We start from the raw sequence: 24,291 nt of genomic DNA, 5'->3' as shown, positions 1-24,291 counted from the left end.
GTTTTTCTCCGGTAGTCGCACAGACCACCCCAAGGGGTGGGCGGCACCGATACCCCCGCGGGTATCGGCCGGCCGGGCACCCCACAGAAGTAACTGGCGTCGAAGCAAAGCGGCGCTCCTCCCTCACCAATCCATCAGGGTAGGGGCTGTCGCTACCCGGCCACAGCTGGCAGAGAACGATCTTCCCTTTCACAATCATGGACAGGAGAATTGCCATGAAACGACGCCGAAAAGCACCTCCCAAGCTCTCGGGCATGCGCCCGGAATCGCTCATGATGAGCTACGGCTATCGGCCGGAAGACTCCGAAGGAGCCGTCAAGCCTCCGGTCTTTCAAACCTCCACTTTCGTATTCCGCTCGGCGGAAGAGGGCAAGGAATTCTTCTCCTGGGCCTACGGGCTCGAAGAACGAGACCCGCTGAAGCCCATGGGACTGATCTACAGCCGGCTCAACAACCCCGACCTCGAGATCCTCGAGGATCGCCTGAACCTCTGGGATGGAGCCGAAGAAAGTGCCGTTTTCGGCTCGGGCATGGCCGCAATCTCGACGACCTTGCTCGCATTGGTGCCGGTCGCGACCTCAGTTATTTTCTCCCGCCCGGTCTACGGCGGCACCGACTACTTGATGGAACACATCCTCCCCAGCTTCGGTATACCGACCCGCGAGTTCCCGGCCGGCGGAGACCCGACGCTACTGGAGGAGATCTGCCGGGAGCTCGAAGCTCAGGGGACCCCGTGCCGCATGGTTTTCCTGGAAACCCCGGCCAACCCGACGATCACCCTGGCCGATATCGAAGGCAGCGCGCGCGTGGCACACGAATTCGGAGCTCTGTGCGCGGTAGACAACACGTTCCTGGGCCCGCTCTACCAGAGTCCACTCAGGCACGGAGCCGACCTGGTCCTCTACTCGGCGACGAAATACCTGGGCGGACACTGTGATCTTCTGGCCGGTGCCGCGCTCGGATCGGTGGAGCTGATCGAGAAGATCAAGGCCCTACGGACGATTCTCGGCACCATGCTCGACCCTCACTCGGCGTGGCTGATGCTGAGATCCCTCGAGACGGCGAAGCTGCGCATGACCTGCGCCCGCAAGAACGCCGAGAAGGTGGCCGCCTGGTTGGTAGAACACCCGCAGATCTCCAGGGTGCACTTCGCGGGTTATCCGGAGACCGAGTCGCAGAAGGAGATCTACCGGCGCCAGTGCACGGGCCCGGGCGGCGTTATCGCGTTCGAGATCGACCGCGCGGGAGAAAAAGAAGCGTTCCAGTTTCTGAACGCGGTTCGGATGATCAAGCTCGCCGTCAGCCTGGGCGGCACCGAGTCTCTGATCGAGCACCCGTCCACCATGACCCACTCGGATATCCCGGTCGACGAGCAACTCGCTATCGGCATCACCGCCGGGCTGGTTCGACTCTCCGTCGGCATCGAGCACCACGACGACATCATCGCTGATCTCGCCTACGCGCTCGATCAGATCGACGTAGCAGAACCGGTGTCCGCGACCGCAGAGACGGGCTAAGCGGCCGCTTCGAGCAGTTCCTCGTCTTTGGCCAGCACCACGATGCGCGACCAGCGCCCGCGCGGCCAGCTCCCCAGGAACTCGACCACTCGATGGGGCGTGTTACCCAGCTCGGAGAAGTCGCTGAAGCGGTCGTGCAGCGTGAATGCACCCACGGATCGCTGGTGCATCAAGTCGAGCAGTTCTTCGAGGAAATGCCCGATCGACCAGTGGAATCCGATAGCGAAGAAAGAGTAGATGAAATCGTACGGACCCGGTAGGTCGGCGAGGCTGCTGCCCATGGTCTGGGCGTCGAAGATCTCGAAGTTCTCGATCTGGTTATAAGTCAGAATCGACCTGAGCATCTCGAGGTTGCCGCAGAAGGAGTCGTCGAATCGAGGACCTGCCTTGGTGTACTTGGTCGAGCTCCCGGTGCCCTCGTAGAGATGGAAGGGCACCGACTGCCAACTCATGAGCTTCTTGAAGAATATCGTCGAGCGGCCCAGACCAGGACCGATGTCTAGCACCCTGGACGGAGTCAGGCCTTTGACATAGGGCTCGAGAGCCCGGTACTCGCCCCAACAGAGCCCGTTCTGATTCAACTCCCAGAACCTGCGTGACTTCTCCTCGCCGACGCGCAGGTGAAACTGGGGGGATATCAACTTGATGGTATCGACCAGCTCCGGGGTCAGGGTCGGGGCGTCGAAGAGGAGTCTTTCGGCGGCAAGAGAGGGTTCGAGCTCGCGCAGTGAATGGCCCAGCTCGAGCTTCTTGCGGAACTGAGTATGGAGCCGGCTCACGAACCGCTTCACGCCTTGGCGTCTCATCAGAGACGCAGGCTATCGCAGCCGGGCTCGCAGATCGAAGGGTTAAGGCCCAGGCCGTGGCCAAGCGACTCAAGGGAGTACGGACCCCGACGTCGACGGTCCGATTCGGAAGACCTTCAGGCGGGGCAGGAACGAACCATCCTGCAATCTTGTTCCGGTTCGGGAAACCAACACGAGCTCCAGAAAACTCAGCGGCATGGTTGCATTCGAGCGATGAACGCGGTTCACCAGCATTCGATCGGGCGGCACCGAACCGTGCCCCGCAGCCGCCGCGTAGGCCGCGAGAACCGGATCGAGATCCGTGGTGATGAGGTAGCGACAGTTCCAGTCGTCAAGCCGTCGCAACACCTCGCGATCCGATCCGGGAGGCGCCGTATAGACCCACGATTGGCGATCGAACCCGTAGCCGAAGTTGTCGGCAATCGCGGGTCGCCCGACAAGCAGCGTGACCAGATGCCCGAGCGACCAAGGCGCCAGGACCGCCGGGACCTCGCCGGCCTCTACACCGCTGAGAGCAAAGGGCGCGACATCGGGCGGATCGAGAGCCGCGAGCGTTTCGAGCGTCCAGAAGACGTCGTTGCCTGCAGCGGCCTCGATGCGCACCTGCCGCGCCAATCGGGGAACCGTCGGCGCGAATGCCAGGAGCATCAGGGCCACGGCTGCAAACCGCCCCCAAGCGGCCTTTCGCGCGAGCTTCACGACCGCGTCGGCAAGCACGACGGCCACCATAATCACGAGGTAATAGACATATCGGCGCTGTGACAGCGCCATGGCGGCTACCGCCAGAACCGCGATCAGCGGCAGCGCCAGGCGGCGGCGCTCGTCCGGGTGTCTCCAGAGCCGATAGGCCCACCAACCGGCCACCCAGGGCACCACCAGCAGCCCACCCGATAGCTCCCGCAGCGGGCGACCGAGGCCCGAGCCGAAAAGGGGTCGGTACTCGAAGATCAGACTCAGCCACTCCTTGGGATATACATCGTAGCCGCCGGCGACCAGCTCTCCGCCCGAGGTCGCCGACAGCAAATGGCGAACGCCACCCGCAATCGGCGGCCAGACGAGGGCGACGGTGGATCCCACTGCGACGGCAGCGACGAAACCCCACCGATGCAAACCGACGAGACCGACGAGACCGGCCCACAGGGCCAGAAAAACCGGCTGGAAACGACCGAAAGAAACATAGCTGACCGGCCCCGGGTACCCCCAGGCAAAGACTGCGACAACCCCGGAGGCCAGCAACAGAGCCATCGCCGTCGGCAGCGAGCGCCGAGCCAGAACCGCAGCCAGAGCCACGATGGGCACCAAGAACACCGCACCCTGCCACACGAGCACCGCGCCGGCCAGGGTGAGGCCGCCAAGTACGATGTCGGACCAATTGTCGGCCAGCGCCCAATCGCCGGTGAAGATTCGAGAGAATGCAGCCAAGACCAGTACTAGCGCCAGAGCCTCCGCATAGTGCTGATCGGCGTGACCGAAGCTCGACCAGACGACCGCCGCTGGGAGCATGGCGTAAAAGATCGCAGCCCAGCGAGCCTCGACGTGGCCGATCGATCTCCGCACGAACAGAAACAGGGGCCAGATCGTCGCGGCCCCGAGGAGCGGCGGTACCAGAGCCGCGACCAGGGTCACTTCCGCAAGCTCGGCGCCGGCTCCGAAAAGCAAGCGCGCAATCGCAGCGATGCCAAAGTCGAAACCCGGAGGCCAAATCCAGATGGCGCCCTCGGGATGATGCAGGTATGGATCAAAGGCCGGCACTCGCGGGAAGTTCGCGAGCGTAGCCATCGCTCGGCGCAAGTGGCCGTAGTCGTCCATCGACACCAACCGCAGGCCGTCGCGGGTCATCGCCGGCAAAGTCAGGAAACGCAGCGCCAGCCCCGCTACAAGGGCGCCGAGAACCGAATAGACGTCCAAGCGTCGACGAGCAGGCACCCGGGCCTTGGGTGCGGCTACCACCGCTTCATCCTGTCGATTGACGCCGCTTGCCACTGGCTTTCTCTAGCTGGAGCCAACCAAGGTTGTCACAGCCGGCAACCCCCCGAGAACCACTCCTCTCCGCACCGGCCCGATTCGGCCAGAAGATCTACGGCTTGAGGTAGATGTGGGTAATCCAGAAATTGCTGCCGGTCTGCGCGACGCCGACGCCGGCCCTGCGAAAGCGCTCCGCGAGCATCACGCCTCGGTGCTCGGGACTCGCCATCAGCTGCTGGTGCGCACGACCGGCCGGATTGCTGGAATCGCTGACCAGGGCGAGGTTTTCTCCGGCCGCTGAGAAAGACACCCCATGAGCCTTGAGGCGTTTGCGCAGGCCGTTGCCGTCCGGATCGGTGTGTGAGAAAAAGCCTCGGTCGCGCATTGCCTCACTATGCTCGCGCGCAATCCGGCTGAGCTGATCGTCGAACGTCACCTGCGGAACACCCTCTTCGCCCCGGGCGCTGTTGATGAGCTGGAAGCTCTGGTCTTCGACTACCGCCACGCTGAGAACTTGGGGATCGGTCGGGCTGTTGCCTCCACCACCGCACGCGACCAGGAACGCCAGAGCCAGAAGCAAGATCAGAAGAAACGGCGGCGCAAACCACAAGGAGGCCGGGATCTCGGTAGGCAGCGCAATCGCTTGGGCTGGTCTCGCCTGTCTGGTCTTCATGCCTATCATCCGTTTGCCTGTCGACAGGCTAGACAGATCCAGCCCCTTCCGCTGTGACAAGGCTCACAAAGCAAGGCGGATTCAGCTAGTAAGGACCGCCGAGGTCGGTGATCAGAGGCTTTGTCTTGACCGCCAGTCCCAGGCCATCTCCCACGGGCAGCACCAGAGAATCGAGTTGAGGATGCATCGAGAAGTAGCCGTTGAACGTACGCAGGATCTCGGCCTCTTCGTCCTCTTCGTCCACGTCTTCCGGAGGCTCGGCCACCTGTCCTTTCCAGAGGAGGTTGTCGATGACCACCAGGCCCCCGACGCGCGCGAGCTGCAGGCTGAAATCCAGGAGGCGAGGATAGTCGCGCTTGTCGGAATCAAGGTAGATCAGATCGAACGGAGGTTGAAGTCCCCGCATTACGTCGAGCGCCTCTCCCGGCAGCAACTGAACCCGGTGCTCGACCTCGGCCCGCTCCAGGAAGCCCTTGGCGATTGCGATGCGGGCCGGATCTCTCTCGAGCCCGGTCACGTGCACGGTGTCGCCGCCGCGCGCCATCCAAATCGTCCCGTAGCCGATGGCCGCGCCAACTTCCAGAACGCGCGCCGCCCCGGTAGCCCGCACCAGCATCTGAAGCACCAGGCCGACTTCCGGGTCGGAGATCGGTATGTCCTCGGCCGCCGCGTAGGATTCCATCTCCTGCAGCAGCTCGTCTCGTGGCGGCAGTAGGCGCTCCAGGTACGCGGCCTGGTCGGTTCGAAGGATGGCGTCCGCGCGGTCTTTCATGCCTCTGAAGCTGCCGTGCGCTAGAGTACGGTGAAGCGGAGGGCGGGGCAAGCTTGGAGGTTCATAGGATGACTCGGCGTTTTTCTCCAGTTCTGATGTCGGCGGCAGCCCTGCTCGTTCTGGGCCATACGGCGCCGTCCTTTTCCCAGGAGGACGCGGCACAAGAGGTGGCCCCGGCGCTCAACATCTCGGCGATCCATATCGAACCGGCCAATCCGGCCGCGGACACCCTCTGTCGACTCCGAGTCGAGATCGAAAACTCCGACGAGCGAATTGCGACACAGCTGGGGTTCACCGTCACGATCAACGGCCAGAAGCTGCCGGTCTACGAAAGCCATCTCTTCATGTTTCCGCTTTCGCCCCAAGGCAAGAGCGAGCTGCCGCTCTACAACTTCTGGAGTACCGAAACGTCACGACCTGAGCCGGCCAACGGCAAGCTCGAGATCCAGGTCACCCTGCGTGAAGCGCGCTGGATGAAGATTGCCACGGAAGATGATACCGAAACCTGGACGCCACTCGGCGACGTGGCCGGACTGCCGGTGAGCGCCTCGGTCACGCTCGCGATGGCCAAGGACGGCGGCTAAAGACGACCGGCGGTCCTTAGTCCGAAGACCAGGACAGCCCCTCGAGAGCCACAGTGCGGCTCTGGTCCCCTTCTTGCGACATCAGGTGGTAGTTCGCCGTGAAGCTGACCTCACACTCGGCCGGTCCCGCTTCCTCCGCTTCGCCTCGCTCCGGGAGCGCGATTGGAAGCTCGACAGAGTGGCTACCCGGGCCGGAGACCTGGACCGCGGCATCGCCACAGGTCGTGGTCACCGATACGCTTTGCTCGACCGCGCCCTCCTTCATTACCGGTTCCTGAAGCGCGCCGCCGCCCTCCGGAATACCCACGTTGAGCCAGAGCTTGCCGGCACTGGTCAGCCCTCCCAACCGGACGACTCCATCCTCGGTCAGCCACCGTCGCGCGAGAATCTGGAGGTCGGTGCCACCCTCCACCGGCATCCAACTGGACGAGAAGAAGAACTGAGGCATCTTCGGTCCCGAATCCACCACCGATACCGTTGCAACTTCGTACTCGCCGTCGCCGATTTCGGCGCCGGTATTCTCCAGGAGCCAGCGGTTGCCCTCCATGTCGTAGAGGCCGCTGGTGAGCTTGTATCGGCCCTTCTCCAGAGGGGGCGCAAGCGCCGACTGATAGATCGGGACTTTGTAGGCAAGCTCTCCTCCGAGCTTCCAGGCGGCCGGCAGCTCATGGTCAAACGTCCGAACAATGTCTCCGTGGGAATCCAGCAGGTGAACGAAGACGCGCGGTTGGCCGGCCAGCCCTTCGAGAGCTCGCTTCATTTCCCAGGCGAACTCCATTTCCACCACCTGTGGATAACCAAGCTGGATCTCGCCGGCTCCCGTGCCGAGCCGTCCCACCGGGTCGGGCTGCTGCGCACACCCGGCCACCGCCAGTCCGGTCGCCAAAACGACAATCAACAGACTACGTAGATGAACTCCTTGGCTTATCATGGGGTCTCCTTAGTTGACCTCTCAGGCGCAGTTCTCATCCTAGGACAGTCCGCCGATCATGGCCAGCCCGTGAACAGGGTCGGTCCACTTGCTAGACTCGCAGCGCCGCTGAATTCGAGTCAGTCTATGGGGTAAATGACACCGGTGAACCTGGAGATCCTCCTTCTCGTCGGAATCATTCTCTTCGCGCTAGCGGCCTTCGTGCGCGAGTGGCTCCCGATGGACGTCGTTTCGCTGGCCTGTCTCGGTTTGCTACTGCTCTTCGGGCTGGTCACGCCGGAAGAGGCCATCTCCGGGTTCAGCAATCCGGCCGTGATCACGGTGATGATGATGTTCATCTTGAGCGCCGGTTTGGTCGACAGCGGCCTGGTGACCCGGCTCGCCTACCGAATCTCCGATTGGACCGGAGGCGGTCATTGGAAACCGGCTCTTCTGCTGCTCCTGCTCACCGGACTGGTATCGGCTTTTCTCAACAACACCGCCGCGGTCGCGGTACTGATGCCGGTGGCCATTCACCTCTCCCGTCACCATCGCTTCAGCCCTTCCCGACTGCTGATGCCGTTGTCGTTCGTGGCGATCTTCGGAGGAACGGCAACCTTGGTCGGTACCTCGACCAACCTACTGGTGAGCTCTCTCGCGCCTCAACATGGGCTCGCACCGTTTTCGATGTTCGAGTTCCTGCCGTTGGGCTCGGTGCTCTTCGCGATCGGGTTCGTTTACGTGGCCTTGGTGCCGATGCGGCTTCTGGAGCCTCGCAGCCTCGCCTCGAGCCTGACTCGAAAGTACCATCTCGACGGGTTCCTGACCGAGCTCAAAGTGGCGCCGAGCTCAAAGCTCGTCAATAGAACCGTAGTCGAAGAGCACATCAGCGAGCGCTACGAGATGACCGTGCTCGAAATCCTCAGAGGGAAGAAGAAAATCTCGGCGGAGATTCGCAATACACCGCTGCGAGTCGACGACGTGCTTCTCGTTCGCGGAGCCGTCGAAGACATCGTGGCCTTCAAGGAAAAGGAAGGCCTGCTGCTCCTGACCGATATCAAGCTCAGCGACGCTGACCTGAACGACCAGCATACGGTTCTGGCCGAATTGCAGCTGTCTCCGGTCTCGCGCCTGACCGGCGACACGCTACGTGAGATCAACTTCCGTCGCCAGTACGGAGCCTTCGTGCTCGCGCTCAATCGCACCGGAGATCTGATTCGAGACAAACTCGCGTCCATTCCGCTCAAGGCCTGGGACACCTTGCTGGTTTTCGGTCCGAAATCACGCGTCGAGGCGCTCTCTGACGTTGAAGACTTCATTTCGCTCGGCGAGCGCCAGGTTCGCCTGCGACTAGCGAGGCGTTGGTGGATATGCGCCGCGACCATTCCGGTCGTCGTCATTCTGGCCGCGGCTGGGATCATGCCGATTCTCAAGTCCGCGATCCTCGGAACCGTCTTTCTGCTGTTGACCCGTACGATCACGATACGACAGGCCTATCGCGGCATTGACTGGACCGTGATTTTCCTGTTGGCGGCTATCCTGCCGCTCGGATTGGCCATGGAGAACACCGGACTCGCCGCTCTAATCTCTTCGTGGATCGAGCCCTTCGGCATGCGCTACGGGCCTCATGCCCTACTTTCGCTGCTCTACGTCGCGACAACGGCTTTGACCTCGATGTTCTCCAACAACGCCACCGCGATTCTCATGGTCCCGATCGCGATCGGAGCCGCTTCGAATCTGGGGGTCGACGCCAAGCCTTTCTTGATGGCGATCGCCTATGGCGCATCGACCAGTTTCATGACCCCGGTGGGCTACCAGACCAACGCGATGGTCTCGGGACCAGGCGCCTACCGTTTCAACGACTTCTTCAAGTTTGGCGGTCCCCTGACCTTGATCTTCTGGCTGGTCGCGACCTGGCTGATCCCCGTCTTTTGGCCGTTTCAACCCTAGGCCGCCCGGCCTACAAGCCACTCGCCAGCAGCTGTTCGACCCGAGCTTCGACCATCTCCAAAGCGACCTTGTTCTCGCCTCCCTGGGGCACGATCACGTCGGCCCACCGTTTCGACGGCTCGACGAACTCCAGATGCATCGGCCTTACGCTGTCCATGTACTGCTGGATCACGCTTTCGAGCGTGCGCCCCCGCTCGCGAATGTCGCGCTCGAGCCGACGGATGAAACGCTCGTCCGCCGCCGTGTCGACGAAGATCTTGAAATCCAGCAGCGATCGCAAAATCGGCTCGACAAAAAGCAAGATGCCCTCGAGAAGAATCACGGGACGCGCCTCGACACGTATGGATTCCCTGGTTCGCCGATGCTCGACGAAGTCGTAGACCGGTACGTCGACTCCCTGCCCCCGCTTGAGCCTGCGCACGTGGTCCACCAGGAGGTCGTTGTCGAGAGCGTCGGGGTGATCGAAGTTGTGCGCCTCCAGCTGCTCGGCGCTCTCCCACTCTATGTCTCGGTAGTAGGCATCCTGAGCAAGAAACGAGATGCGGTCGGGCCCCACGGATTCGAGCAAAGCGCGGGCAACCGTGGTCTTTCCAGATCCCGTTCCGCCCGCCACACCGAGAGCAACAGCATGGTTCATCCTGTCTGCGACTGTATCCAAGTTCGCGCTTTCCTCGCCTCAAACGTGCCTGGGCAGCTCGATCAGGGAATCGATGGTCACATCGGCCGCCGGACCGCCGCCGTCGTCGGTGCGCAGCCAGATGGTCCTAACGCCGGCCGCTCTACCGGCAACGATATCGATCGGACGCCGATCACCGACCATGACCGCGGCGCCCGGGCCGATTCCGAGATCCGACAGGGCTCGGCGAACCATGGCCGGCGACGGCTTGCGGTGCTGCTCGTCGTAGCTGAAGTACATGCGATCGAAGTACGGCGTCAGGCCCCGGAGCCTCAGAAGGCGGGCGTAGAGTGCTCCCGGCAGCGCAACGTTGGAGATTATCGCCATCCGATGGCCGCGGCCGCGGAGCTCTTCGAGAACCTCGCGGACTTCAGGCAAGAGCTCGATCTGTTCGGCCAGCGGCCGAAACCAGAGGCTCAGCAGGGTCTTCGTCGGTGTCCGCAGACCCCTGCCGGCGAGCTTGCGCAACCTCCTGAGGTGAGGCGCCCAGTCCGCCTCGCGGCCGAGCTCGTAACGGCGATCATACTCGTGGCGCCAGGGGCCAAAGAGAGTCCGTTCGAGATCTTCTTCACTGAGCCCCGCGCCGCGTTGATTCAGAAAGCGCAGCAAGGCCTCCCGCCCGCGCCAGTCGAGTTTTCCGCGAGGCACCCCGGCACTGCCCTGGAAATCCAGCAGCACGCCGCCCATGTCGAAGAGTACCGCCTCGGTCTTCATTGAGCTTCGATCTCTCACTTGCGCTCGACGTCGGTGTGGGCCGCCCCCTAGTGCTGACAACCTGGACAATAGAACGTGCTGCGGTTGGACAGGGTTCTTCGCAGAATCGCTCGACCGCACCGGCGGCATGGCTCTCCCTCCCGACCATACACCTCGAGTGCCACCCGAAAATAGCCCGGGTTCCCCTCTCCGTCCGCAAAGTCGTTGAGCGTGGTTCCTCCCTGCTCGATAGCACTTCGCAGAACCTCGACGATGGCTGCGGCGAGAGCTTGCCAGCGCTCGAGCGCGATCCGCCCGGCCGCTCGCAGGGGGTGGATACCGGCGCGGAAGAGAGCTTCGCAAACGTAGATGTTGCCCACTCCCACGACATTCCGAGCATCCATTAGAAACGACTTGATCGGAGCCCGGCGACCGGCGGCGCGCTCGGCCAGCAGACGGCCCGAGAAGGCACCGGATAGCGGCTCGACGCCCAGATGGGCGAAGTGCCGGTCTCGATCGAGACTCTTGGTTTCGATCGACAAGACCAAACCAAAGCGCCGCGGATCCCGAAAACGAAGCTCCAACAAACTCCTCGGGCGCCCTCGCGGAGCGATCGAAAACGTCACGTGGTCGTGTTTGTGGCGTTTGCCAGCCGGAGACCCCAGCGTCAAGCGGCCGCTCATTCCGAGGTGAATCACCAGGGTGTGGCCGCCCTCGAGATCGACGAGCAGGTATTTGGAGCGCCGCCTCAGGCCCAGGACTCGCCGTTCGGCGCAGTGCCGGTCGAGGAGCCCGGCTCGTACCCGTTCGCGCAACCGAGCCTCATGAACCTTCACGGACCGGATCCTGCCGCCCGTCAGACGAGGCTCCAGACTCCGCTTCAGAACCTCGACTTCGGGAAGCTCGGGCACGGCTCGGATTGTACTGGGCTGCCGCCCTTGACAGCCGAGGCCCAAAAGGCGAAACTAAGGCGTAAATCAGAGATAACCATGCTCAGACAATGCGCCCTCGATCTCACGCCCACTCCGACACCGTATGGCAGGGCGGCCTTTGACCGTTGCGGCGAGGGCGTCGAATACCGTCTCTCCCGAGCCGCTGCAGCGATCGATCGAAGCTCCGTCCGTGGCCTCGGGCTCCTTGACGACCGAGCCGTTTGGAAGCTCGAGCCATACCGGGGCTCTGGGTTCGGTCTCTTGAACCCGTGCGCGCGGTCCCGCCCGGCGAGCCGCAGAGTCCTGGTCAGTGAGGGTCTGGCCGACACTCTTCGCCGTGAGCTGGCGCGCACCAACCACAGGACGCTCTCGGTCGCCATCGGTGATCGCTTCGAAGCCTATCCGACCGCCGAGGAGCGCTTCGCCGTCACCCGCTCGATCTTGGAGGTCCTCGCCGAAGCCAGCGGTATCGCACTCAAGCTCACGACTCGCTCTCCTCTCATCTTGCGCGACCAGGATCTTCTCGGACAGCTGGACTTGAATCACTCGATAACCGTGCACATGCCGATCGCCACGCTCGATGTGCGACTGGCAGCTCAGATGGAGCCGAATGCCTCCCCTCCGGCCGCCAGGCTCGAAATAGCCCGCCGCCTTTCACGGGACGGCATTGCGGTGATCATCCCCTGCCCGATCCTGCCGGGAATCAACAGCTCGGCGGACGAGCTCGATCCCCTGTTCGCCGCCGCCCGCCGAGCGGGAGCGATCGACGTGATCGCAGATGCTCGGCTCTCGAGCCCCAGGAATCGCCGCCGAGTCGCCGCCTGGCTGGAGCGGCACAAGTCGGATCGCTCGGCCATGGTCTTGAAGCTCATGACCAGCGGAGCTCCGGCCTCCCATTTCGGAACGCTCGAGCGCCTACGGCTGGCCCACGGCTTTCCGGCCCTTCGCTCCGGCCGGGGCTAGCTATCCGAACCGACGCCACCGGCCAATTCGGCCACAAAGGCGATCAGCGCGGTATTGGGCGAGGTCGACTTTCCCTTGAGGAGCTCCTCAGTCTCGGCAACCCTCGCCGGTAGCGCCGCCAGCCGCGCCGCCGGTAGCTGGCCGGCGACGAGATAGGCCCGGTGCAATCGGTAGGGATGGAGCGCCGCCAGCGGACTCGCGTCGCCCGACGGCAAGGCGGCTTGCAGCCTCGGCGCGATGCCGTCCTTGAACTTGCGGTAGTTCCTTTCTCCCGGCGCAACCAGCTTGGCCGAGAATGCTCCGGAAATGGCGGTGAGCTGACGGCAAAAACCGGCCACCAGGGACCAAAACGACAGTCGCGCCGCGATCGGATCCGGCGCGGCGACGAGATATCGGTCGAGCTTGGCCACCGCCTCTCCCGCGCCGGACGAGCCTCCGCTGCCGATGGCGTCGAGAATCGACCAGACGTCTTGCTCGCCGCGGTCCGCGATCGTGTCTCTGACCTGGGTCGCGGTGATCGAACCGCCCGCTGCCAGCGTAGCCAGCTTCCGGTACTCGGCTGCAAACCTCGAGCTGCTCTCGGTATCCGCGGCATCTCCGGCCCGTGAGAAGGCTCTTTCGTGCCGCAACGTTCGACTCGCCAGCTCCTCAACCGCCCGAGGCTCGATGCTCGCGCCGGTTTCGCGTTCGAGCTCAGCGACCAGCGGCTCGAGCCCTTCCCAGCCCTTACGACCGGAGGTCACCTGCGTGAGTTGCACGAACGCACCCCGGGCGGCCAGAACGGCGGCCAGAGGATGCTCTTTCGCCACCGAGCTTTCCGCGAGCACTAGAAAATGTCCGTCGGGAAGCCCGCGGCTGAGCAAGTCCCCCAACCCCGCGAGAGCATCGTCGGAAGCGCCCAGGATCTCGCCCTGACGCCCGGCCTCGACCAGGGCCTCGAGCTCGGCTCGCAGTTTGGTGACTTCCTTCTTGGGCCGCCCGCGACGACGGTTGCGCTTCATCGCGGGCCCCCCGGCTAGGGCCCAATCCGGCAGCTGAGAGATCGCGGCCTCGGCCGGTCCGCCATAGGGGTCGATCTGAAAGAGCCGCAGTGCTTGAAAGAGCCGCACCGCCGCGCGACGCTCCCCCGGACTCAGATCGGCAGCCTCTCCCGGGCCCCGCGTTGCTATCGGCAGCGCCTTGGCCGCGTCGTCGATCAATGACGCCGCCGCGTCTCGATCCGCCAGGAGAGCGGTATCGACGGCGACGATCACCTTGCCGGAAGAAAAAAGCGAGAATGTCTGAAGATCCGCGAGCATGGCGGCTATGTCCTCGGGACGTTTACGCACCTCGGGCCTGGTGCCGGAGATCTCGGCGAGCCGCTCGCCCAGGCGCATAGCCGCCGGCTCAGACACGACACGGTCGCCGGCGATCAGATAAAGCGGGCTGGTCGCATCAGAACCGATCGACGCGACCAGCGTCTCGAAGTCGAGCATCCTCCGGCCTCTCTCCAGTCGCAGCTAGGATTCTTTGGGTTGCCAGCCCTGGTCGTAGATCGCTTGGGCCGGCGCTAACCGCACTCCCAGCTCGTCTGCCGAGAATGCCTCCTCGGCAAAATCCAGCTCGACCGAGTTCCAGGAACCGCACTCCTCACAGCGATCGTGCCAATCCGGCGTGTGCGCGCCGCATGCCCGGCAGACAAACTCTCCGGTACTGGCTCCGGATCTCTGCGCGCAGGCGAGATATGACTGCATCGCAAGTTCAATCTCGCCCCTGCGCTGGCGCACCTTACCCATCAGAAAGTGGAATGAAGGCGACTCCTCGAGATCTTCGGACAAGCTCTCGAGAACCTTGCAGGCTTCGTCGTGCATCTCGAGCCGGTAGTAGAGCCGACCGAGAAAGAACCGGGGGAGCAGATCGTTCTCTCCCACGTCCCGCAACGCGTGCAGTGTCGAAATCGCCTCGAGCGGCTGCTCGCGCTCGATGAAATGGTCTTCGATGCGCAGGAGGAACACCGGGCTGCCCATGACCTCGAATCCTCTCCGCCAGGCAGCGACCGCCGCGTCCGGCTCGTCCCGCACCAGCTCGACTTCGCCCTTCAGGATGAGGGCCGGGACGAAGCGGGACTCCTCCTCCAAAATGCCGTCGAGTAGCTCGTCGGCCTCTTCGAGGCGGTCCTCATTGAGCAATGTCACGGTTCGCTGGTAGGTCAGACCGGTTCGAACTGCCGCCTCCTTCTCGAGCTCCGACACGTCGCCGGCCTCGGCGATCAGAGCTTCGATCTTCTCCTGCGCCCGCATCGCCTCTCGCCAATCGAGCTGGCTGAGGAGCTTGTTCCTCTTGCGCCTGAGCCCTCGGAGCCCTTGCCCCGAGAAATCACGAAGTATGCGATCGAGCACCTGCTCGGCAACTTCGTACTCCCCACGGGCCGAGTAATCTTCGGCCAGCTGGTAGAGCACCGCCACACTGCGCGGGTAGAGCACCGAGGCCCGCCGGTGGATCTCCAGAGCCTCCTCCGCTCGCCCCTGGCTCCTCAAGACCTCGCCATAGCGCACGAGGGTGGAGAAATCCTCGGGACGCTCGGCGAGCAGCCCCTCGAGCTCGGAGGACGCCTTCCCCCAGAGACCGTCGCTCTGATAGTCCACCGCGCGTCGAAAGCTGTGGTCGAGACTCTTAGCTTCGCGCTCTCGACGGCGCGCGCGCCGGCTGGCCAAGTCCTTTTTCAGGGTCTGGGTCAGAAGGACTGCGACCGTGGGCAGGAAACCGAGAAGAAAAGCCACGATCAGCGCCCAGGCCAGCGACACCGAGACCTTCGGCGTCACGACGAACCGGGTCGCCAGCAGGTCGATATTGAGATTGGAGATGTAGGAGACCGCTACGACAGCTACGACTGCAAGTAGGACTCCGAGGAATGTCCGAAATCGCATCTCCAGCTGCCTGTGGCGTTTGCTCAGTCGAGCAAAATACCCTGTTCGGCCTGCTCCTGACAGTCAATACAGTACCGTGCCCACGGAACCGCCTGCAACCGCTTGGCCGGAATCTTCTCCTCGCAGTGGTTGCATTGGCCGAAGTCGCCGCCATCCAGACGCTCCAAGGCGTGTTCGACCTCGAGCAGGGCGTCGCGCTCACTGCCCGAGAGAGACAGCATGAACTCCCGGTTGTAGGCGTCATTTGCCCGGTCCACGAGATCTTCGGCGCCGGCATCGCTCAATTTCTGTCCGGCGCGCAGATCGTGAACGTAGAGATTCATGATCTGCTGGCGCTTCTCGCTGAGTCGTTTGCGGATTATCTCTATCTGTCGGCTGGCCATCTTCGCCGACTTTTTCTTGTTTCTTGTCGCTCTTGCCAACTGTCTTCTCCTCTCACTCGTAGGCCGTGAAGGCTCGTTTCGACCTTTCGAGGCTTACAACGGCTCGCGATGGTACTTCATTCCTCCCAGAATGGATAGGCCTCGGTAGAGCTGCTCGTAGAGCACTACCCTGGCCAGCTCGTGAGGCAGCGTCATGGCTCCGAACGACAGTGTTTCGTTGGCCCTTTCGAGCAAATCCGCGGCAATTCCCAAATCTGAGCCGACCACGAAGACCAAAGGCCTGCGATTCCCTTCCAGCCGCCGGCCGAGCCAGCGGGCAAGGTCCGACGAGGTTCTCTGCTTGCCGCGCGAGTCCAGGGCAATGAGATAGCTGCGCTCGGGAACTGCGGCCAGGATCGCCTTGCCTTCAGCCTCCAGTCGAGCCCGGCCCCGACCACCTGCCCGCACCGGCAGCTCCTCGATCGGCACTCGCCGCCGGATTCGGCTCAAATACCTGTCGCAGAGAGCCGTCCACTCATCGCGACGATGGCGCCCGGCCCAAATCGTGACAATTGCTGGTCTCATCTTGGCTTTCATCGACGAGCTCGGAATCCGGGTTATGGCTGCGCATTCTAGCTTTCGCGGCCTGAGGCGCTCCACTCGCTGCTATCATCGGCGGCCCATGGTCGCTCGCAGCAACTCCGAGGAGCACCGCAGAAAACGACGCAAACGCCTGTTTCGAGCCCTGCTACTCGGAAGCGCCGCAATCGGGGTCCCAGCCGCCGCCAATGCCATCATTGCCCGCCGTAACCGGCGCCTGGAAGCCCCCGGCTGGGGGCGAACGCACCGCTACGCCTGGAAGGCCGGCGAGGTCGCCTTCCAACGCCTGGGGAATGGTCCGCCCCTGGTCTGTCTGCACTCCTTCGGACCCGGACACGACGCCGAGGAATGGCACGAGTTGGCGGAGCGCCTGGCGAGCCGTTTCGAGGTCTTCGTGCCCGACTTCATCGGCTGGGGCAGATCGGAGAAACCTCGACTGCCCTACGACGGAGAGCTCTACATCGATCAGGTCGCCGACTTCCTCGAAGACGTAGTGGCCTCCAAGGCAGTGGTGCTCGCAGCCGGTCTGGGAGCAGCCTACGCCGTTCAGGTCGCACTGGACCGCCCCGAGGCGGTCCAGGCGCTCGGCTTGATCGTTCCCTCGGGCATCGCGCTGAGCGGCGAAGAGCCGGACGTGAAGGACGCTCTGGTCAATCGCATGCTACAGCTTCCAATCGTCGGCACCTCGGCCCTCAACCTCTACACCAGCCGTACCGCCATTGCCGGCCATCTGCGCAAAGATGCCTATGCCGCCGCGGACCGCGTTGACGCTCAGGTCATCGAGCATCACTATCACTCCAGCCACCAACCCGGTTCGCATCTGGCCTTGGCTGCATTTTTGAGCGGCTACCTGAACCATCGAATCGACGAGAACCTCGCGCGCCTCGACACACCGGTCTGGATCGCCTGGGGAAGACAGGCAACCATGCCGGCGGTCGAAGTCGCGGACCTGTGGCTGTCGCGCCTTCCCCACGCCGAGCTCGAGGTCTTCGAAGGAGCCGGTAACCTTCCTCACACCGAGATCCCGGCGCGCTTTCAGAAACCCCTGGAAGGTTTCCTGGCGCGGCACACCGAGCGAACCGACCCGATCTGACCGGACCGACACAGATCTGTTCAAGGAGAAGGAAAGAACACATGGCAGGAATCTTTAAGGCCTACGACGTTCGCGGTCTTTACCCCGAGCAAATCAACGAGGACATTGCCCGCAAGGTCGGGCTCGTTTTCCGGGCAGTGCTCGACCGCGACGAGCTCACCCGAAACCCCTCGGTCGTCGTGAGCTGTGACATGCGCACGCATAGCAGACCCCTTCAGGATGCGCTTGTGGATGGCTTGCTGACTTCCGGGCTTAGTGTGATCGATATTGGCCTGGCGACAACTCCGATGAACTACTTCGCCGTCGGGCACCTGAACGCGGCCGGCGGCATTCAAGTCACGGCCAGTCACAACCCGGCCGAGTACAACGGGCTCAAATTCAGCCGTCATGGCGCGCGGCCGGTCTCCGGCGATCACGGCATTCCTCTGCTCGAAAAGCTCGTCCAGAAGGAAGAGTTCGATGAGGCCCCGACCCGCGGCACCCTCACGACGAAGGACATCGCCTCCGAATACAGCGACCATGTGCTGTCGTTTCTGAAGTCCGAAACCCGTGGCCAATCGCTCCGCGTGGTGGTGGATGCGGCCAACGGCATGGGCGCGACGTATCGTGCTCACCTCGAGCGCCTGGGAATCGAGCTTGTTCCGCTCTATTTCGAGCTCGACGGTTCTTTTCCGAACCACGAAGCCAACCCACTGAAGCTCGAGAATCTCCGGGACCTGTCGGAACTGGTGATCAGCGAGAACGCGGATCTGGGCATCTCGTTCGACGGGGACGCCGATCGAGCAGCCTTCGTCGACGAGAAAGGCGAACCGGTGGGCAGCGACTTGGCGACGGCGCTCATCGGCGGCGAGCTGCTCACGCTTGCGCCCGGCAGCCACATCATCTATGACCTGCGCTCGTCACGCGCCGTGGCCGAATACATCCAGGAGAACGGTGGCATACCCGTACGAGAGCGCGTCGGTCACTCGTTCATCAAGGCCACGTTGCGACAGAAGGACGGGATCTTCGGCGGTGAACTGGCCGGGCACTACTACTTCCGGGACAACTACTACGCCGACTGCGCCTTGATGGCGGTTGTGGAGATGCTCAATCTGCTGCGAGACCGCAAGGCGCCTATGTCCGAGATTGTCGCCCCGCTGATGCGTTACGCCAAGAGCCCGGAAATCAACTTCACGGTTGAAGACAAAGCCGGCAAGATCGCCGAGATCGCCGAGCGCTACGCCGACGCCGAGGTCGACCATCTCGACGGCATTACGGTTCAGTACCCGGACTGGTGGTTCAACGTCCGCCCCTCGAACACCGAGCCCTACCTGCGGCTGGTGCTGGAAGCCGCGAACGACGCCGATCTGGCTCGACATCGCCAAGAGCTCGAAAGCCTCCTCGGCAGCCCGGTTTAGCACAGACAGCCGGCCGGCCGGACTGGTCGGGCCGGTCGGGCCGTTACCGGCCTCCTAGCGCCGGCCGCCCAGAAGGCCCGCCCGGTACAGAAAGTACAGGAGCTGTGCCAGGGTCGCGATCGCGGCGGCGACATAGGTCAGCGCGGCAGCGTTCAACACCCGGTCCATTCCTCCCCGCTCCCCCTCGAGCACAATGCCGGTCTCGACCGCCAGGCGCTTTGCGCGCGCCGTCGCGTCGAACTCGACGGGCAGAGTGACGAGCTGAAACAAAACTACCGCGGAGAACAGAACGGCCCCCAGGATGAATACCTTCATCCCGAAGGCCGGAGCTGCAGAGAGAAGAATGAGGCCTCCGAACATCGCCCAGTAACCCAACTTGGAGCCGATGTTGGCGGTCGGCACCAGGGCGGAGCGCAGCCAGAGCGGGGCATAGTTGCGGGCATGCTGGATCGCGTGTCCCGCCTCGTGACAGGCGACTCCCACCGCGGCGACCGAATTCGATGCATAGACCGGCTCCGAAAGAGCCAGCGTCTTGTTGATCGGGTTGTAGTGATCCGACAGGTAGCCACTCGTGCTGACCACCTTGACATCGGCGATGCCCGCCCTGTCCAGAAGGCGTTTAGCCGCCTGGGCTCCGGTCAGACCGTTCGCGGTGCCGACCTTGGAGTACTTGCCAAAGGTGCTCTTGGTTCTCCAGCTCGCCCACAGCGAGAGCAGCATGGGGGGAATGAAAAACAACAGATAGAGAGGGTCGAAAAACATGCGGATCCTTCCTAGCGATTCATGGCCCGAAGCCTTACCGGCTCCGAACGAGCTCAGTCCCTAGAACGAGAAACCTCGGCGGAGAATTCCGCGGCCCGGCAGCGATTCTAGCGGTCCGGAAGGAGACTCCGCCCCGGGGCCTGCAAAGAGCCTAGAGGAGCTGCATTCGCTCGTCGCCGAAAAGCAACGGCGCCATCGACGGCGCTTCCGGCACCGGGTCATCTTCGAGCGTGATCATGATCGCTTCGATCCCCTCGGGACGCCCACTCACGGTGAGCTCGATGGCCTCGTTGGCCTTGACCGCGAAGACCGGACCGGGCGTCTCACCGCTTTCGGTGACGAACCAGACCGTGTACTTGCGCCCGCGGGGGCACGGACCCAGGCCCTCGATTCTCAGGAACCACTCGTCTTTGACGGGGTGCATGACCACCATGCCTCGGGCCGCGGTTGCGGGACTGCCCTCGGGGGGACTCAAGGCGCAAAACTCCGCGCCGGGGGCCGTCACCAAGGCGAGCCTTGACCGGACCTCGGCCAGCATCCCTTGCGACGTCGCCAGGGCCGCCGTGACGGATTGGGCGCGCTCCAATTCGTTCGAGAGCTCGGCGATTTGAAACTGCTGGTCCCGCACTTGGATCACCAGCCAGCCGGTAACGGCCATCATGGCCACGGCGATGCTCGCGGCCAGCGGCAGGAGCCAGTTCGGTCTGCTCGCGACCGATCCGGCCGTCCGCGCGGGAATCGAAGTCGTGGCTCGTGGGCTCGCGGCACGCTCCCGATCCGCGGCTGCCTCGCGCTCGACCGCCGCGAGAATCCGATCTTTGACCTCGGCCGATGGCGGCACTTCGGGCAGTGCCCTAGGCAGGAGGCCGAGAACCTCGACATACTCGCGGTGAAACTCGGATCCCAACTCTCCACCGAGAAGCTCGTCAGGGACTCGCGAGTCGAGCAGTTCCAGAATCAGGCGCTCTTGCGATTCGTCCCGGTCGTTGTCTCGTTCAGTCACAGCAAATCCTCTACTTCATCCTTGAGCGCGATCCGCAGTTTCTTCATAGCCAGCAGTGTTCTTGTCTTCACGGTCCCCAATGGTGTGCCCGTCACCTCCGATACCTCGCGTTGCGTCATTCCCCGGTAGTAGGCCATCTCGAGCACCTCTCTCTGTTCTTCGGGCAGTTCGGCCAGCGCCCGTGCCAGGCGATTGTGGCGCTCCTCCATCAGTACGTTGCCCAGGCCCTCTGGGGATGCATGAATACGAGGATTCTCCCGCTGAGCCTCTCTCGCGGTACGAAGTTTCACATTCCGGCTCCTGAGCCTGTCGATCGAGCGGCTCCTGGCTATCAGAACCAACCACGTCGACACGGAGGACCGGCTCCGCTGGTAGCGAGACGCTTGCTTCCAGACCTGAACGAATACCTCCTGAAGTACCTCTTCGGCGTCCGAGGGATTTCCCAGGATCTTGGTCGCCAGCCCGAGCAGCATGCCGGAGAAGCGGTCGTAGAGCTCGGAAAGAGATTCCGAATCGCCGTCGGCGATACGTTCGACGAGCTCCTCCTCCGGCGGTCTCATCTTGCCCTTCTTGCGTTCGCCAGAGGCTTCCATACAAAGTAACGAAAGCGGTCGCTACGATAGCATGACGACAATGTTCGAGTCCCCCGCGACGCCGATTGCCGTCATTGGCGCAGCTGCGGCAACCGCGGAAGTCGCCGCGCTTGCCGCCGAGGTCGGCCGCGAGATAGCCGGCCGCGGTGGCGTTGTCATCTGTGGAGGTCGGGGCGGCGTTATGGAGCACTCGGCGCGCGGGGCCACCGAAGCGGGCGGCGTCGCGATCGGCATTCTGCCGGGACGGCGCGGAGAAGAAGTCCCGAACGACTACCTCGAGCACAGGATCTTTACCGGCATCGGCCAGGCGCGAAACCAGGTCATCGTCCTCTCGGCTGTCGCGGTCATCGCCGTGAGCGGGGGTTGGGGAACGCTGTCTGAGATCGCCCTCGCGCTCAAGCACCGAGTGCCGGTGGTCCTGCTCTCGGGCCTCGAAGTTCGCCCACCCGACGGCCGCGAAGAAGCGCTGCTCTTTCGAGCCCAGACTCCCGCTGAGGCCGTCGCCATCGCGTTTGACAACGCCAGGAGACCTTCATGAGCAACGGCCCGAAGCCTCGGCCCAACCAGAGACCGGCCATACGGGTGATAATGATGCCGCGCGACACCAACGCGGTGGGGACGATCTTCGGCGGGATCATCCTCTCCTACATCGACCAGGCCGGCGCCGTGGAGGCCCACCGCATCTGCCATGGGATTCTCGTGACCGTCGCGATGCACGCCGTCGAATTCCACGAGCCGGTTTTCGTCGGCGACCTCGTCAGCTTCTATGCCGATGTCCTCAAGGTCGGCAGGACCTCGATTCAGATCAAAGTCGTGGTCGAGGCGGAGCGTCGGATTCGCGGCAACAAGAAAGTGACGGTCACCGAGGCCGAGGTTGTCTACGTTCATGTCGACCGCCAAGGAAACCCGATTCCGATCGAGCCCAAGGACCCAGCCGACGGCTAGCAGTTCCGGCTTCAGGCGGCTGCACCGGGCTCGGCCAACGCCTGTCGAGCCCCAGCCGGAGCTCAGTCGCTCTCGTACGGAACGTAGCAGTCGCGGCAGCGAGCCTCGTAGGCCTCGACGTCACCGACCAGTACCTGGTCGTCGCCACCCGCGATGCGCTGACTGTAGACCGCCGCGGAGCCACACTGAACGCAAACGGCATGCGTCTTGTCGACGTACTCGGCCAGGGCCATGATGGCCGGCATCGGACCGAAGGGTCGGCGCATGTAGTCCTGGTCCAGCCCGGCGACCACTACCCTGACTCCATCATCGGCAAGCTCGGTGACCAGGTCGACCAGGCCGGAGTCGAAGAACTGCGCTTCGTCGATTCCTACCACGTCGACCTGGGGATCAACTGCCCGGCGCAGCGCCGCGCTATCGACGACGGACTCGGCGGCCACTTCTCGGGAATCCCGAGTAACCAGAACCTCCGGTGGATGCCTCGAGTCGGTGATGGGTTTGAACACCTGAATCCGCTGGCGCGCGATCCGCGCGCGAACCAGGCGGCGCACCAGCTCCTCGCTCTTGCCCGAGAACATGCCCCCGGTGATGACCTCAATGCGACCTCTCGAGCGATCGTGGAGCTTGCGGACGTTCATGGCCGGCCGGAATGTATCGCAGCCTCGGCCTGTTGTCATGCCTGAGGTCCATGGGGGCACAACACGTGATTTGACTTGGTCCTTTGCGCTGACTAAGGTTTCCAAAGGCCGTCATGGCCGGGAGCAGGACTATGAGCACAACCGAAACCACCACCGAACTCGAGATCACACCCGGATTCCCCATCAGTCTGACGCCCAAGGCCGTGCAGATGGTCAAGATGACCCGCGAAGCGGAGAATCTCGATGCCGAATCCGGACTTCGCGTCGCCGTGCGCGGTGGCGGCTGCAGCGGTTTCGAATACGCCCTCGATTTCGAGCTCGAGCCCCGGGATACCGATTGCGTGCACGAGTTCGAGGGTCTCAAGGTATTCGTGGACCCGGTGAGCGCCCGCTATCTCACCGGCACCGAGATCGACTACCTGCTTGGCCCCGCCGGTTCGGGCTTTAAGTTCAACAACCCTAAGGCCACCGGCAGCTGCGGCTGCGGCTCGTCGTTTTCGGTCTAGCGCCCCCGCTCCAAGAGCCCCTGGGCACCGAAAGGGAGCTCGACCAGCCGGCATGGGCCGGCCGGTGTCGACAACTCGGAGCCGGGCTCGGCCTTGTGGTGCACGATCGCGAGGCCGATCGGCCGGCGCGCGGCCGGCGAATAGGCGACGCTGTTCATGACCCCGACGACCTCGTCGCTCCAGGTGAGCTCGATTCCCGAAGCCGGCCCGGAGCCGGCGGGAAAGACCAGGCCCCGCAGGCTGCGGTTGACCTTGCCGCGAAAGTGGATTCTGGCAACGACCTCCTGGCCGAGGTAGCAGCCCTTCTCGTAGCTCACCGCCCAGTCCTCGATCCCTGTCTCCTGGGGAAAGCTGCTCTCGCCGCCGATGTCCGGGCCGAAGTCGAGCCCGAACCAGGGCACGCCTTTTTCGATTCGTACGGCCGCGAGCGCGGCTGCATGCACGGACCGCGCCCCGGCCCTTTTGAGTGCGTCGAGCACCGAAGTTACGGATTCGCCCGACCCGCCGAGCGCCCAAGCCGGAACCCCGAGGCGTCGGTCGGACCGGATCAGAAGCCGGCCGCCGCGAGTCTCGACGACCATGCCGCTCCAGTCAGTGCCATCGAGGGGCTCTCCCAAGACCTCGGCCAGCTTGCCGCCCGCTTCGGGCCCCGCTACGGCGCACATGCTGCAGTGCTCGAGCTCCTCGATTTCGACCTGGTCGGCCACCACGTACTTGCCCATGTGCCCTGCGATCGCCGTTCCCCGGCCCCGAGGCAATTCGATCCAGAGCTCCGAGTCCGACGCTAGAAAGGCGGCGTCCGAAATGATCTTGCCCTTCGGGTCGGTGAAAAAGCCGTAGGCACCCTGCCCAGGAAGTAACGAACGCAGATCACAGCTCACGAGACCATTGGCAAACCGCAGCCGATCGGCTCCGGTGAGCCGAAGCCAATCGGCGGAACGAGACTCAACGAGCGCGGCCTCTTCCAGCAGCGCGGCGTGTCCCTGCGCGAGAGCGGACTCGTTGGACGACGAGGAGTCAACGTGTTCCGGCACGAAGATCAGTC

At 63.5% G+C, this 24,291-nt stretch carries 26 protein-coding genes; 9 read left to right on the top strand and 17 right to left on the bottom strand.

The genetic code is table 11. The features are described from left to right. The first annotated feature begins 215 nt into the window (after positions 1-215). Positions 216-1,517, top strand: coding sequence for a cystathionine gamma-synthase family protein (locus tag GY769_08615; GenBank protein ID MCP4201981.1), 1,302 nt, complete (start codon positions 216-218; stop codon positions 1,515-1,517). On the opposite strand, the gene GY769_08610 is transcribed toward GY769_08615, so the two are convergent. The 4 genes from GY769_08610 to GY769_08595 form a co-directional block, all read right to left on the bottom strand. Further along, complete coding sequence (locus GY769_08610; GenBank protein ID MCP4201980.1) at positions 1,514-2,323, bottom strand: hypothetical protein; 810 nt, start codon at positions 2,321-2,323, stop codon at positions 1,514-1,516. The two genes, GY769_08615 and GY769_08610, sit on opposite strands and share 4 nt — an antisense overlap. A gap of 69 nt (positions 2,324-2,392) precedes the next feature. Further along, positions 2,393-4,273, bottom strand: coding sequence for a hypothetical protein (locus GY769_08605; GenBank protein ID MCP4201979.1), 1,881 nt, complete (start codon positions 4,271-4,273; stop codon positions 2,393-2,395). A gap of 127 nt (positions 4,274-4,400) precedes the next feature. Beyond that, positions 4,401-4,961 carry a CAP domain-containing protein gene (locus GY769_08600; GenBank protein ID MCP4201978.1) on the bottom strand — a complete coding sequence of 187 codons (561 nt, stop codon included), beginning with the start codon at positions 4,959-4,961 and terminating at the stop codon, positions 4,401-4,403. A gap of 85 nt (positions 4,962-5,046) precedes the next feature. After that, positions 5,047-5,733 (bottom strand): O-methyltransferase, encoded by a 687-nt coding sequence (locus GY769_08595; protein MCP4201977.1) that lies wholly within the window; start codon positions 5,731-5,733, stop codon positions 5,047-5,049. A 68-nt stretch (positions 5,734-5,801) separates the two neighbouring features. On the opposite strand from GY769_08595, the gene GY769_08590 reads away from it, so the two are divergent. After that, entirely contained in the window at positions 5,802-6,317 is a 516-nt protein-coding gene (locus GY769_08590; protein ID MCP4201976.1) for a hypothetical protein, read from the top strand. A 16-nt stretch (positions 6,318-6,333) separates the two neighbouring features. Here the strand turns inward: GY769_08590 and GY769_08585 are convergent, their stop codons facing one another. After that, a complete protein-coding gene (locus tag GY769_08585) occupies positions 6,334-7,248 on the bottom strand; it encodes a hypothetical protein (protein ID MCP4201975.1) in 915 nt (304 codons plus the stop codon). A 135-nt stretch (positions 7,249-7,383) separates the two neighbouring features. On the opposite strand from GY769_08585, the gene GY769_08580 reads away from it, so the two are divergent. After that, complete coding sequence (locus tag GY769_08580) at positions 7,384-9,177, top strand: SLC13 family permease (protein ID MCP4201974.1); 1,794 nt, start codon at positions 7,384-7,386, stop codon at positions 9,175-9,177. 10 nt (positions 9,178-9,187) lie between these two features. Here GY769_08580 and udk read toward each other — a convergent pair whose 3' ends face one another. Genes udk through mutM form a run of 3 tightly spaced genes read right to left on the bottom strand, consistent with a single transcriptional unit; the run spans position 9,188 to position 11,457 of the window. Beyond that, positions 9,188-9,814, bottom strand: a complete 627-nt coding sequence (udk, locus tag GY769_08575; protein MCP4201973.1) for a uridine kinase — start codon at positions 9,812-9,814, stop codon at positions 9,188-9,190. Positions 9,815-9,853: 39 nt separating this feature from the next. After that, positions 9,854-10,567 carry an HAD family hydrolase gene (locus GY769_08570; protein MCP4201972.1) on the bottom strand — a complete coding sequence of 238 codons (714 nt, stop codon included), beginning with the start codon at positions 10,565-10,567 and terminating at the stop codon, positions 9,854-9,856. 47 nt (positions 10,568-10,614) lie between these two features. Next, the gene (gene mutM / locus GY769_08565; protein MCP4201971.1) at positions 10,615-11,457 is read right to left on the bottom strand and encodes a bifunctional DNA-formamidopyrimidine glycosylase/DNA-(apurinic or apyrimidinic site) lyase; all 843 of its coding nucleotides are present in this window, start codon (positions 11,455-11,457) and stop codon (positions 10,615-10,617) included. 78 nt (positions 11,458-11,535) lie between these two features. Here mutM and GY769_08560 point away from each other — a divergent pair, with 78 nt between their 5' ends. Then, a complete protein-coding gene (locus GY769_08560; protein ID MCP4201970.1) occupies positions 11,536-12,441 on the top strand; it encodes a hypothetical protein in 906 nt (301 codons plus the stop codon). Here the strand turns inward: GY769_08560 and GY769_08555 are convergent. From GY769_08555 to GY769_08540, 4 genes are read right to left on the bottom strand one after another with little or no spacing between them, the layout of a single operon-like run. Then, complete coding sequence (locus GY769_08555; GenBank protein ID MCP4201969.1) at positions 12,438-13,916, bottom strand: hypothetical protein; 1,479 nt, start codon at positions 13,914-13,916, stop codon at positions 12,438-12,440. The two genes, GY769_08560 and GY769_08555, sit on opposite strands and share 4 nt — an antisense overlap. Before the next feature lie 24 nt (positions 13,917-13,940). Beyond that, complete coding sequence (locus tag GY769_08550) at positions 13,941-15,347, bottom strand: tetratricopeptide repeat protein (GenBank protein MCP4201968.1); 1,407 nt, start codon at positions 15,345-15,347, stop codon at positions 13,941-13,943. 23 nt (positions 15,348-15,370) lie between these two features. After that, positions 15,371-15,769: a TraR/DksA family transcriptional regulator gene (locus GY769_08545; protein ID MCP4201967.1), complete on the bottom strand. Its 399-nt coding sequence runs from the start codon at positions 15,767-15,769 to the stop codon at positions 15,371-15,373. 54 nt (positions 15,770-15,823) lie between these two features. Continuing rightward, positions 15,824-16,294 carry a 23S rRNA (pseudouridine(1915)-N(3))-methyltransferase RlmH gene (locus GY769_08540; protein MCP4201966.1) on the bottom strand — a complete coding sequence of 157 codons (471 nt, stop codon included), beginning with the start codon at positions 16,292-16,294 and terminating at the stop codon, positions 15,824-15,826. 97 nt (positions 16,295-16,391) lie between these two features. Between GY769_08540 and GY769_08535 the strand changes: the two genes are divergently transcribed. Further along, positions 16,392-17,402, top strand: coding sequence for an alpha/beta fold hydrolase (locus tag GY769_08535; GenBank protein ID MCP4201965.1), 1,011 nt, complete (start codon positions 16,392-16,394; stop codon positions 17,400-17,402). A 41-nt stretch (positions 17,403-17,443) separates the two neighbouring features. Then, positions 17,444-18,799 (top strand): phosphomannomutase/phosphoglucomutase, encoded by a 1,356-nt coding sequence (locus tag GY769_08530; GenBank protein ID MCP4201964.1) that lies wholly within the window; start codon positions 17,444-17,446, stop codon positions 18,797-18,799. 54 nt (positions 18,800-18,853) lie between these two features. On the opposite strand, the gene GY769_08525 is transcribed toward GY769_08530, so the two are convergent. The 3 genes from GY769_08525 to GY769_08515 all read right to left on the bottom strand — a co-directional run bounded on the left by GY769_08525 (position 18,854) and on the right by GY769_08515 (position 21,124). After that, a complete protein-coding gene (locus tag GY769_08525; protein MCP4201963.1) occupies positions 18,854-19,561 on the bottom strand; it encodes a zinc metallopeptidase in 708 nt (235 codons plus the stop codon). A gap of 151 nt (positions 19,562-19,712) precedes the next feature. Further along, a complete protein-coding gene (locus GY769_08520) occupies positions 19,713-20,564 on the bottom strand; it encodes an anti-sigma factor (GenBank protein ID MCP4201962.1) in 852 nt (283 codons plus the stop codon). Next, positions 20,561-21,124 carry a sigma-70 family RNA polymerase sigma factor gene (locus tag GY769_08515; protein ID MCP4201961.1) on the bottom strand — a complete coding sequence of 188 codons (564 nt, stop codon included), beginning with the start codon at positions 21,122-21,124 and terminating at the stop codon, positions 20,561-20,563. Before GY769_08515 ends, GY769_08520 begins: the two co-directional genes overlap by 4 nt. A 73-nt stretch (positions 21,125-21,197) precedes the next feature. Here GY769_08515 and GY769_08510 point away from each other — a divergent pair, with 73 nt between their 5' ends. Together GY769_08510 and GY769_08505 are read left to right on the top strand one after the other, a co-directional pair. Further along, a complete protein-coding gene (locus GY769_08510; protein ID MCP4201960.1) occupies positions 21,198-21,695 on the top strand; it encodes a TIGR00725 family protein in 498 nt (165 codons plus the stop codon). Then, positions 21,692-22,102, top strand: coding sequence for an acyl-CoA thioesterase (locus GY769_08505; protein ID MCP4201959.1), 411 nt, complete (start codon positions 21,692-21,694; stop codon positions 22,100-22,102). The genes GY769_08510 and GY769_08505 overlap by 4 nt, the downstream gene beginning before the upstream one ends. 62 nt (positions 22,103-22,164) lie before the next feature. On the opposite strand, the gene GY769_08500 is transcribed toward GY769_08505, so the two are convergent. Continuing rightward, positions 22,165-22,740, bottom strand: a complete 576-nt coding sequence (locus GY769_08500) for a thymidine kinase (GenBank protein ID MCP4201958.1) — start codon at positions 22,738-22,740, stop codon at positions 22,165-22,167. A gap of 131 nt (positions 22,741-22,871) precedes the next feature. On the opposite strand from GY769_08500, the gene GY769_08495 reads away from it, so the two are divergent. Then, positions 22,872-23,246 carry an iron-sulfur cluster assembly accessory protein gene (locus GY769_08495; protein ID MCP4201957.1) on the top strand — a complete coding sequence of 125 codons (375 nt, stop codon included), beginning with the start codon at positions 22,872-22,874 and terminating at the stop codon, positions 23,244-23,246. On the opposite strand, the gene GY769_08490 is transcribed toward GY769_08495, so the two are convergent. Beyond that, entirely contained in the window at positions 23,243-24,280 is a 1,038-nt protein-coding gene (locus GY769_08490; protein ID MCP4201956.1) for a folate-binding protein YgfZ, read from the bottom strand. The two genes, GY769_08495 and GY769_08490, sit on opposite strands and share 4 nt — an antisense overlap. Positions 24,281-24,291: the final 11 nt, after the last annotated feature.

It is taken from the genome of bacterium (assembly GCA_024224155.1).
GTDB lineage: Bacteria > Acidobacteriota > Thermoanaerobaculia > Multivoradales > JAHEKO01 > CALZIK01.
This window is presented reverse-complemented; position numbering and strand designations above follow the sequence as displayed.

Bases quoted from the DNA above. Each gene is read 5' to 3' on its own strand.
- GY769_08615 (MCP4201981.1), top strand. From the start codon at position 216: ATGAAACGACGCCGAAAAGCACCTCCCAAGCTCTCGGGCATGCGCCCG.
- GY769_08495 (MCP4201957.1), top strand. From the start codon at position 22,872: ATGAGCACAACCGAAACCACCACCGAACTCGAGATCACACCCGGATTC.
- GY769_08535 (MCP4201965.1), top strand. From the start codon at position 16,392: ATGGTCGCTCGCAGCAACTCCGAGGAGCACCGCAGAAAACGACGCAAA.
- GY769_08525 (MCP4201963.1), bottom strand. From the start codon at position 19,561: ATGTTTTTCGACCCTCTCTATCTGTTGTTTTTCATTCCCCCCATGCTG.
- GY769_08555 (MCP4201969.1), bottom strand. From the start codon at position 13,916: ATGCTCGACTTCGAGACGCTGGTCGCGTCGATCGGTTCTGATGCGACC.
- GY769_08560 (MCP4201970.1), top strand. From the start codon at position 11,536: ATGCTCAGACAATGCGCCCTCGATCTCACGCCCACTCCGACACCGTAT.
- GY769_08530 (MCP4201964.1), top strand. From the start codon at position 17,444: ATGGCAGGAATCTTTAAGGCCTACGACGTTCGCGGTCTTTACCCCGAG.
- GY769_08580 (MCP4201974.1), top strand. From the start codon at position 7,384: ATGACACCGGTGAACCTGGAGATCCTCCTTCTCGTCGGAATCATTCTC.
- GY769_08540 (MCP4201966.1), bottom strand. From the start codon at position 16,294: ATGAGACCAGCAATTGTCACGATTTGGGCCGGGCGCCATCGTCGCGAT.
- GY769_08515 (MCP4201961.1), bottom strand. From the start codon at position 21,124: ATGAGACCGCCGGAGGAGGAGCTCGTCGAACGTATCGCCGACGGCGAT.
- GY769_08595 (MCP4201977.1), bottom strand. From the start codon at position 5,733: ATGAAAGACCGCGCGGACGCCATCCTTCGAACCGACCAGGCCGCGTAC.
- GY769_08510 (MCP4201960.1), top strand. From the start codon at position 21,198: ATGTTCGAGTCCCCCGCGACGCCGATTGCCGTCATTGGCGCAGCTGCG.
- udk (MCP4201973.1), bottom strand. From the start codon at position 9,814: ATGAACCATGCTGTTGCTCTCGGTGTGGCGGGCGGAACGGGATCTGGA.
- GY769_08550 (MCP4201968.1), bottom strand. From the start codon at position 15,347: ATGCGATTTCGGACATTCCTCGGAGTCCTACTTGCAGTCGTAGCTGTC.
- GY769_08500 (MCP4201958.1), bottom strand. From the start codon at position 22,740: ATGAACGTCCGCAAGCTCCACGATCGCTCGAGAGGTCGCATTGAGGTC.
- GY769_08590 (MCP4201976.1), top strand. From the start codon at position 5,802: ATGACTCGGCGTTTTTCTCCAGTTCTGATGTCGGCGGCAGCCCTGCTC.
- GY769_08610 (MCP4201980.1), bottom strand. From the start codon at position 2,323: ATGAGACGCCAAGGCGTGAAGCGGTTCGTGAGCCGGCTCCATACTCAG.
- GY769_08600 (MCP4201978.1), bottom strand. From the start codon at position 4,961: ATGAAGACCAGACAGGCGAGACCAGCCCAAGCGATTGCGCTGCCTACC.
- GY769_08570 (MCP4201972.1), bottom strand. From the start codon at position 10,567: ATGAAGACCGAGGCGGTACTCTTCGACATGGGCGGCGTGCTGCTGGAT.
- GY769_08505 (MCP4201959.1), top strand. From the start codon at position 21,692: ATGAGCAACGGCCCGAAGCCTCGGCCCAACCAGAGACCGGCCATACGG.
- GY769_08585 (MCP4201975.1), bottom strand. From the start codon at position 7,248: ATGATAAGCCAAGGAGTTCATCTACGTAGTCTGTTGATTGTCGTTTTG.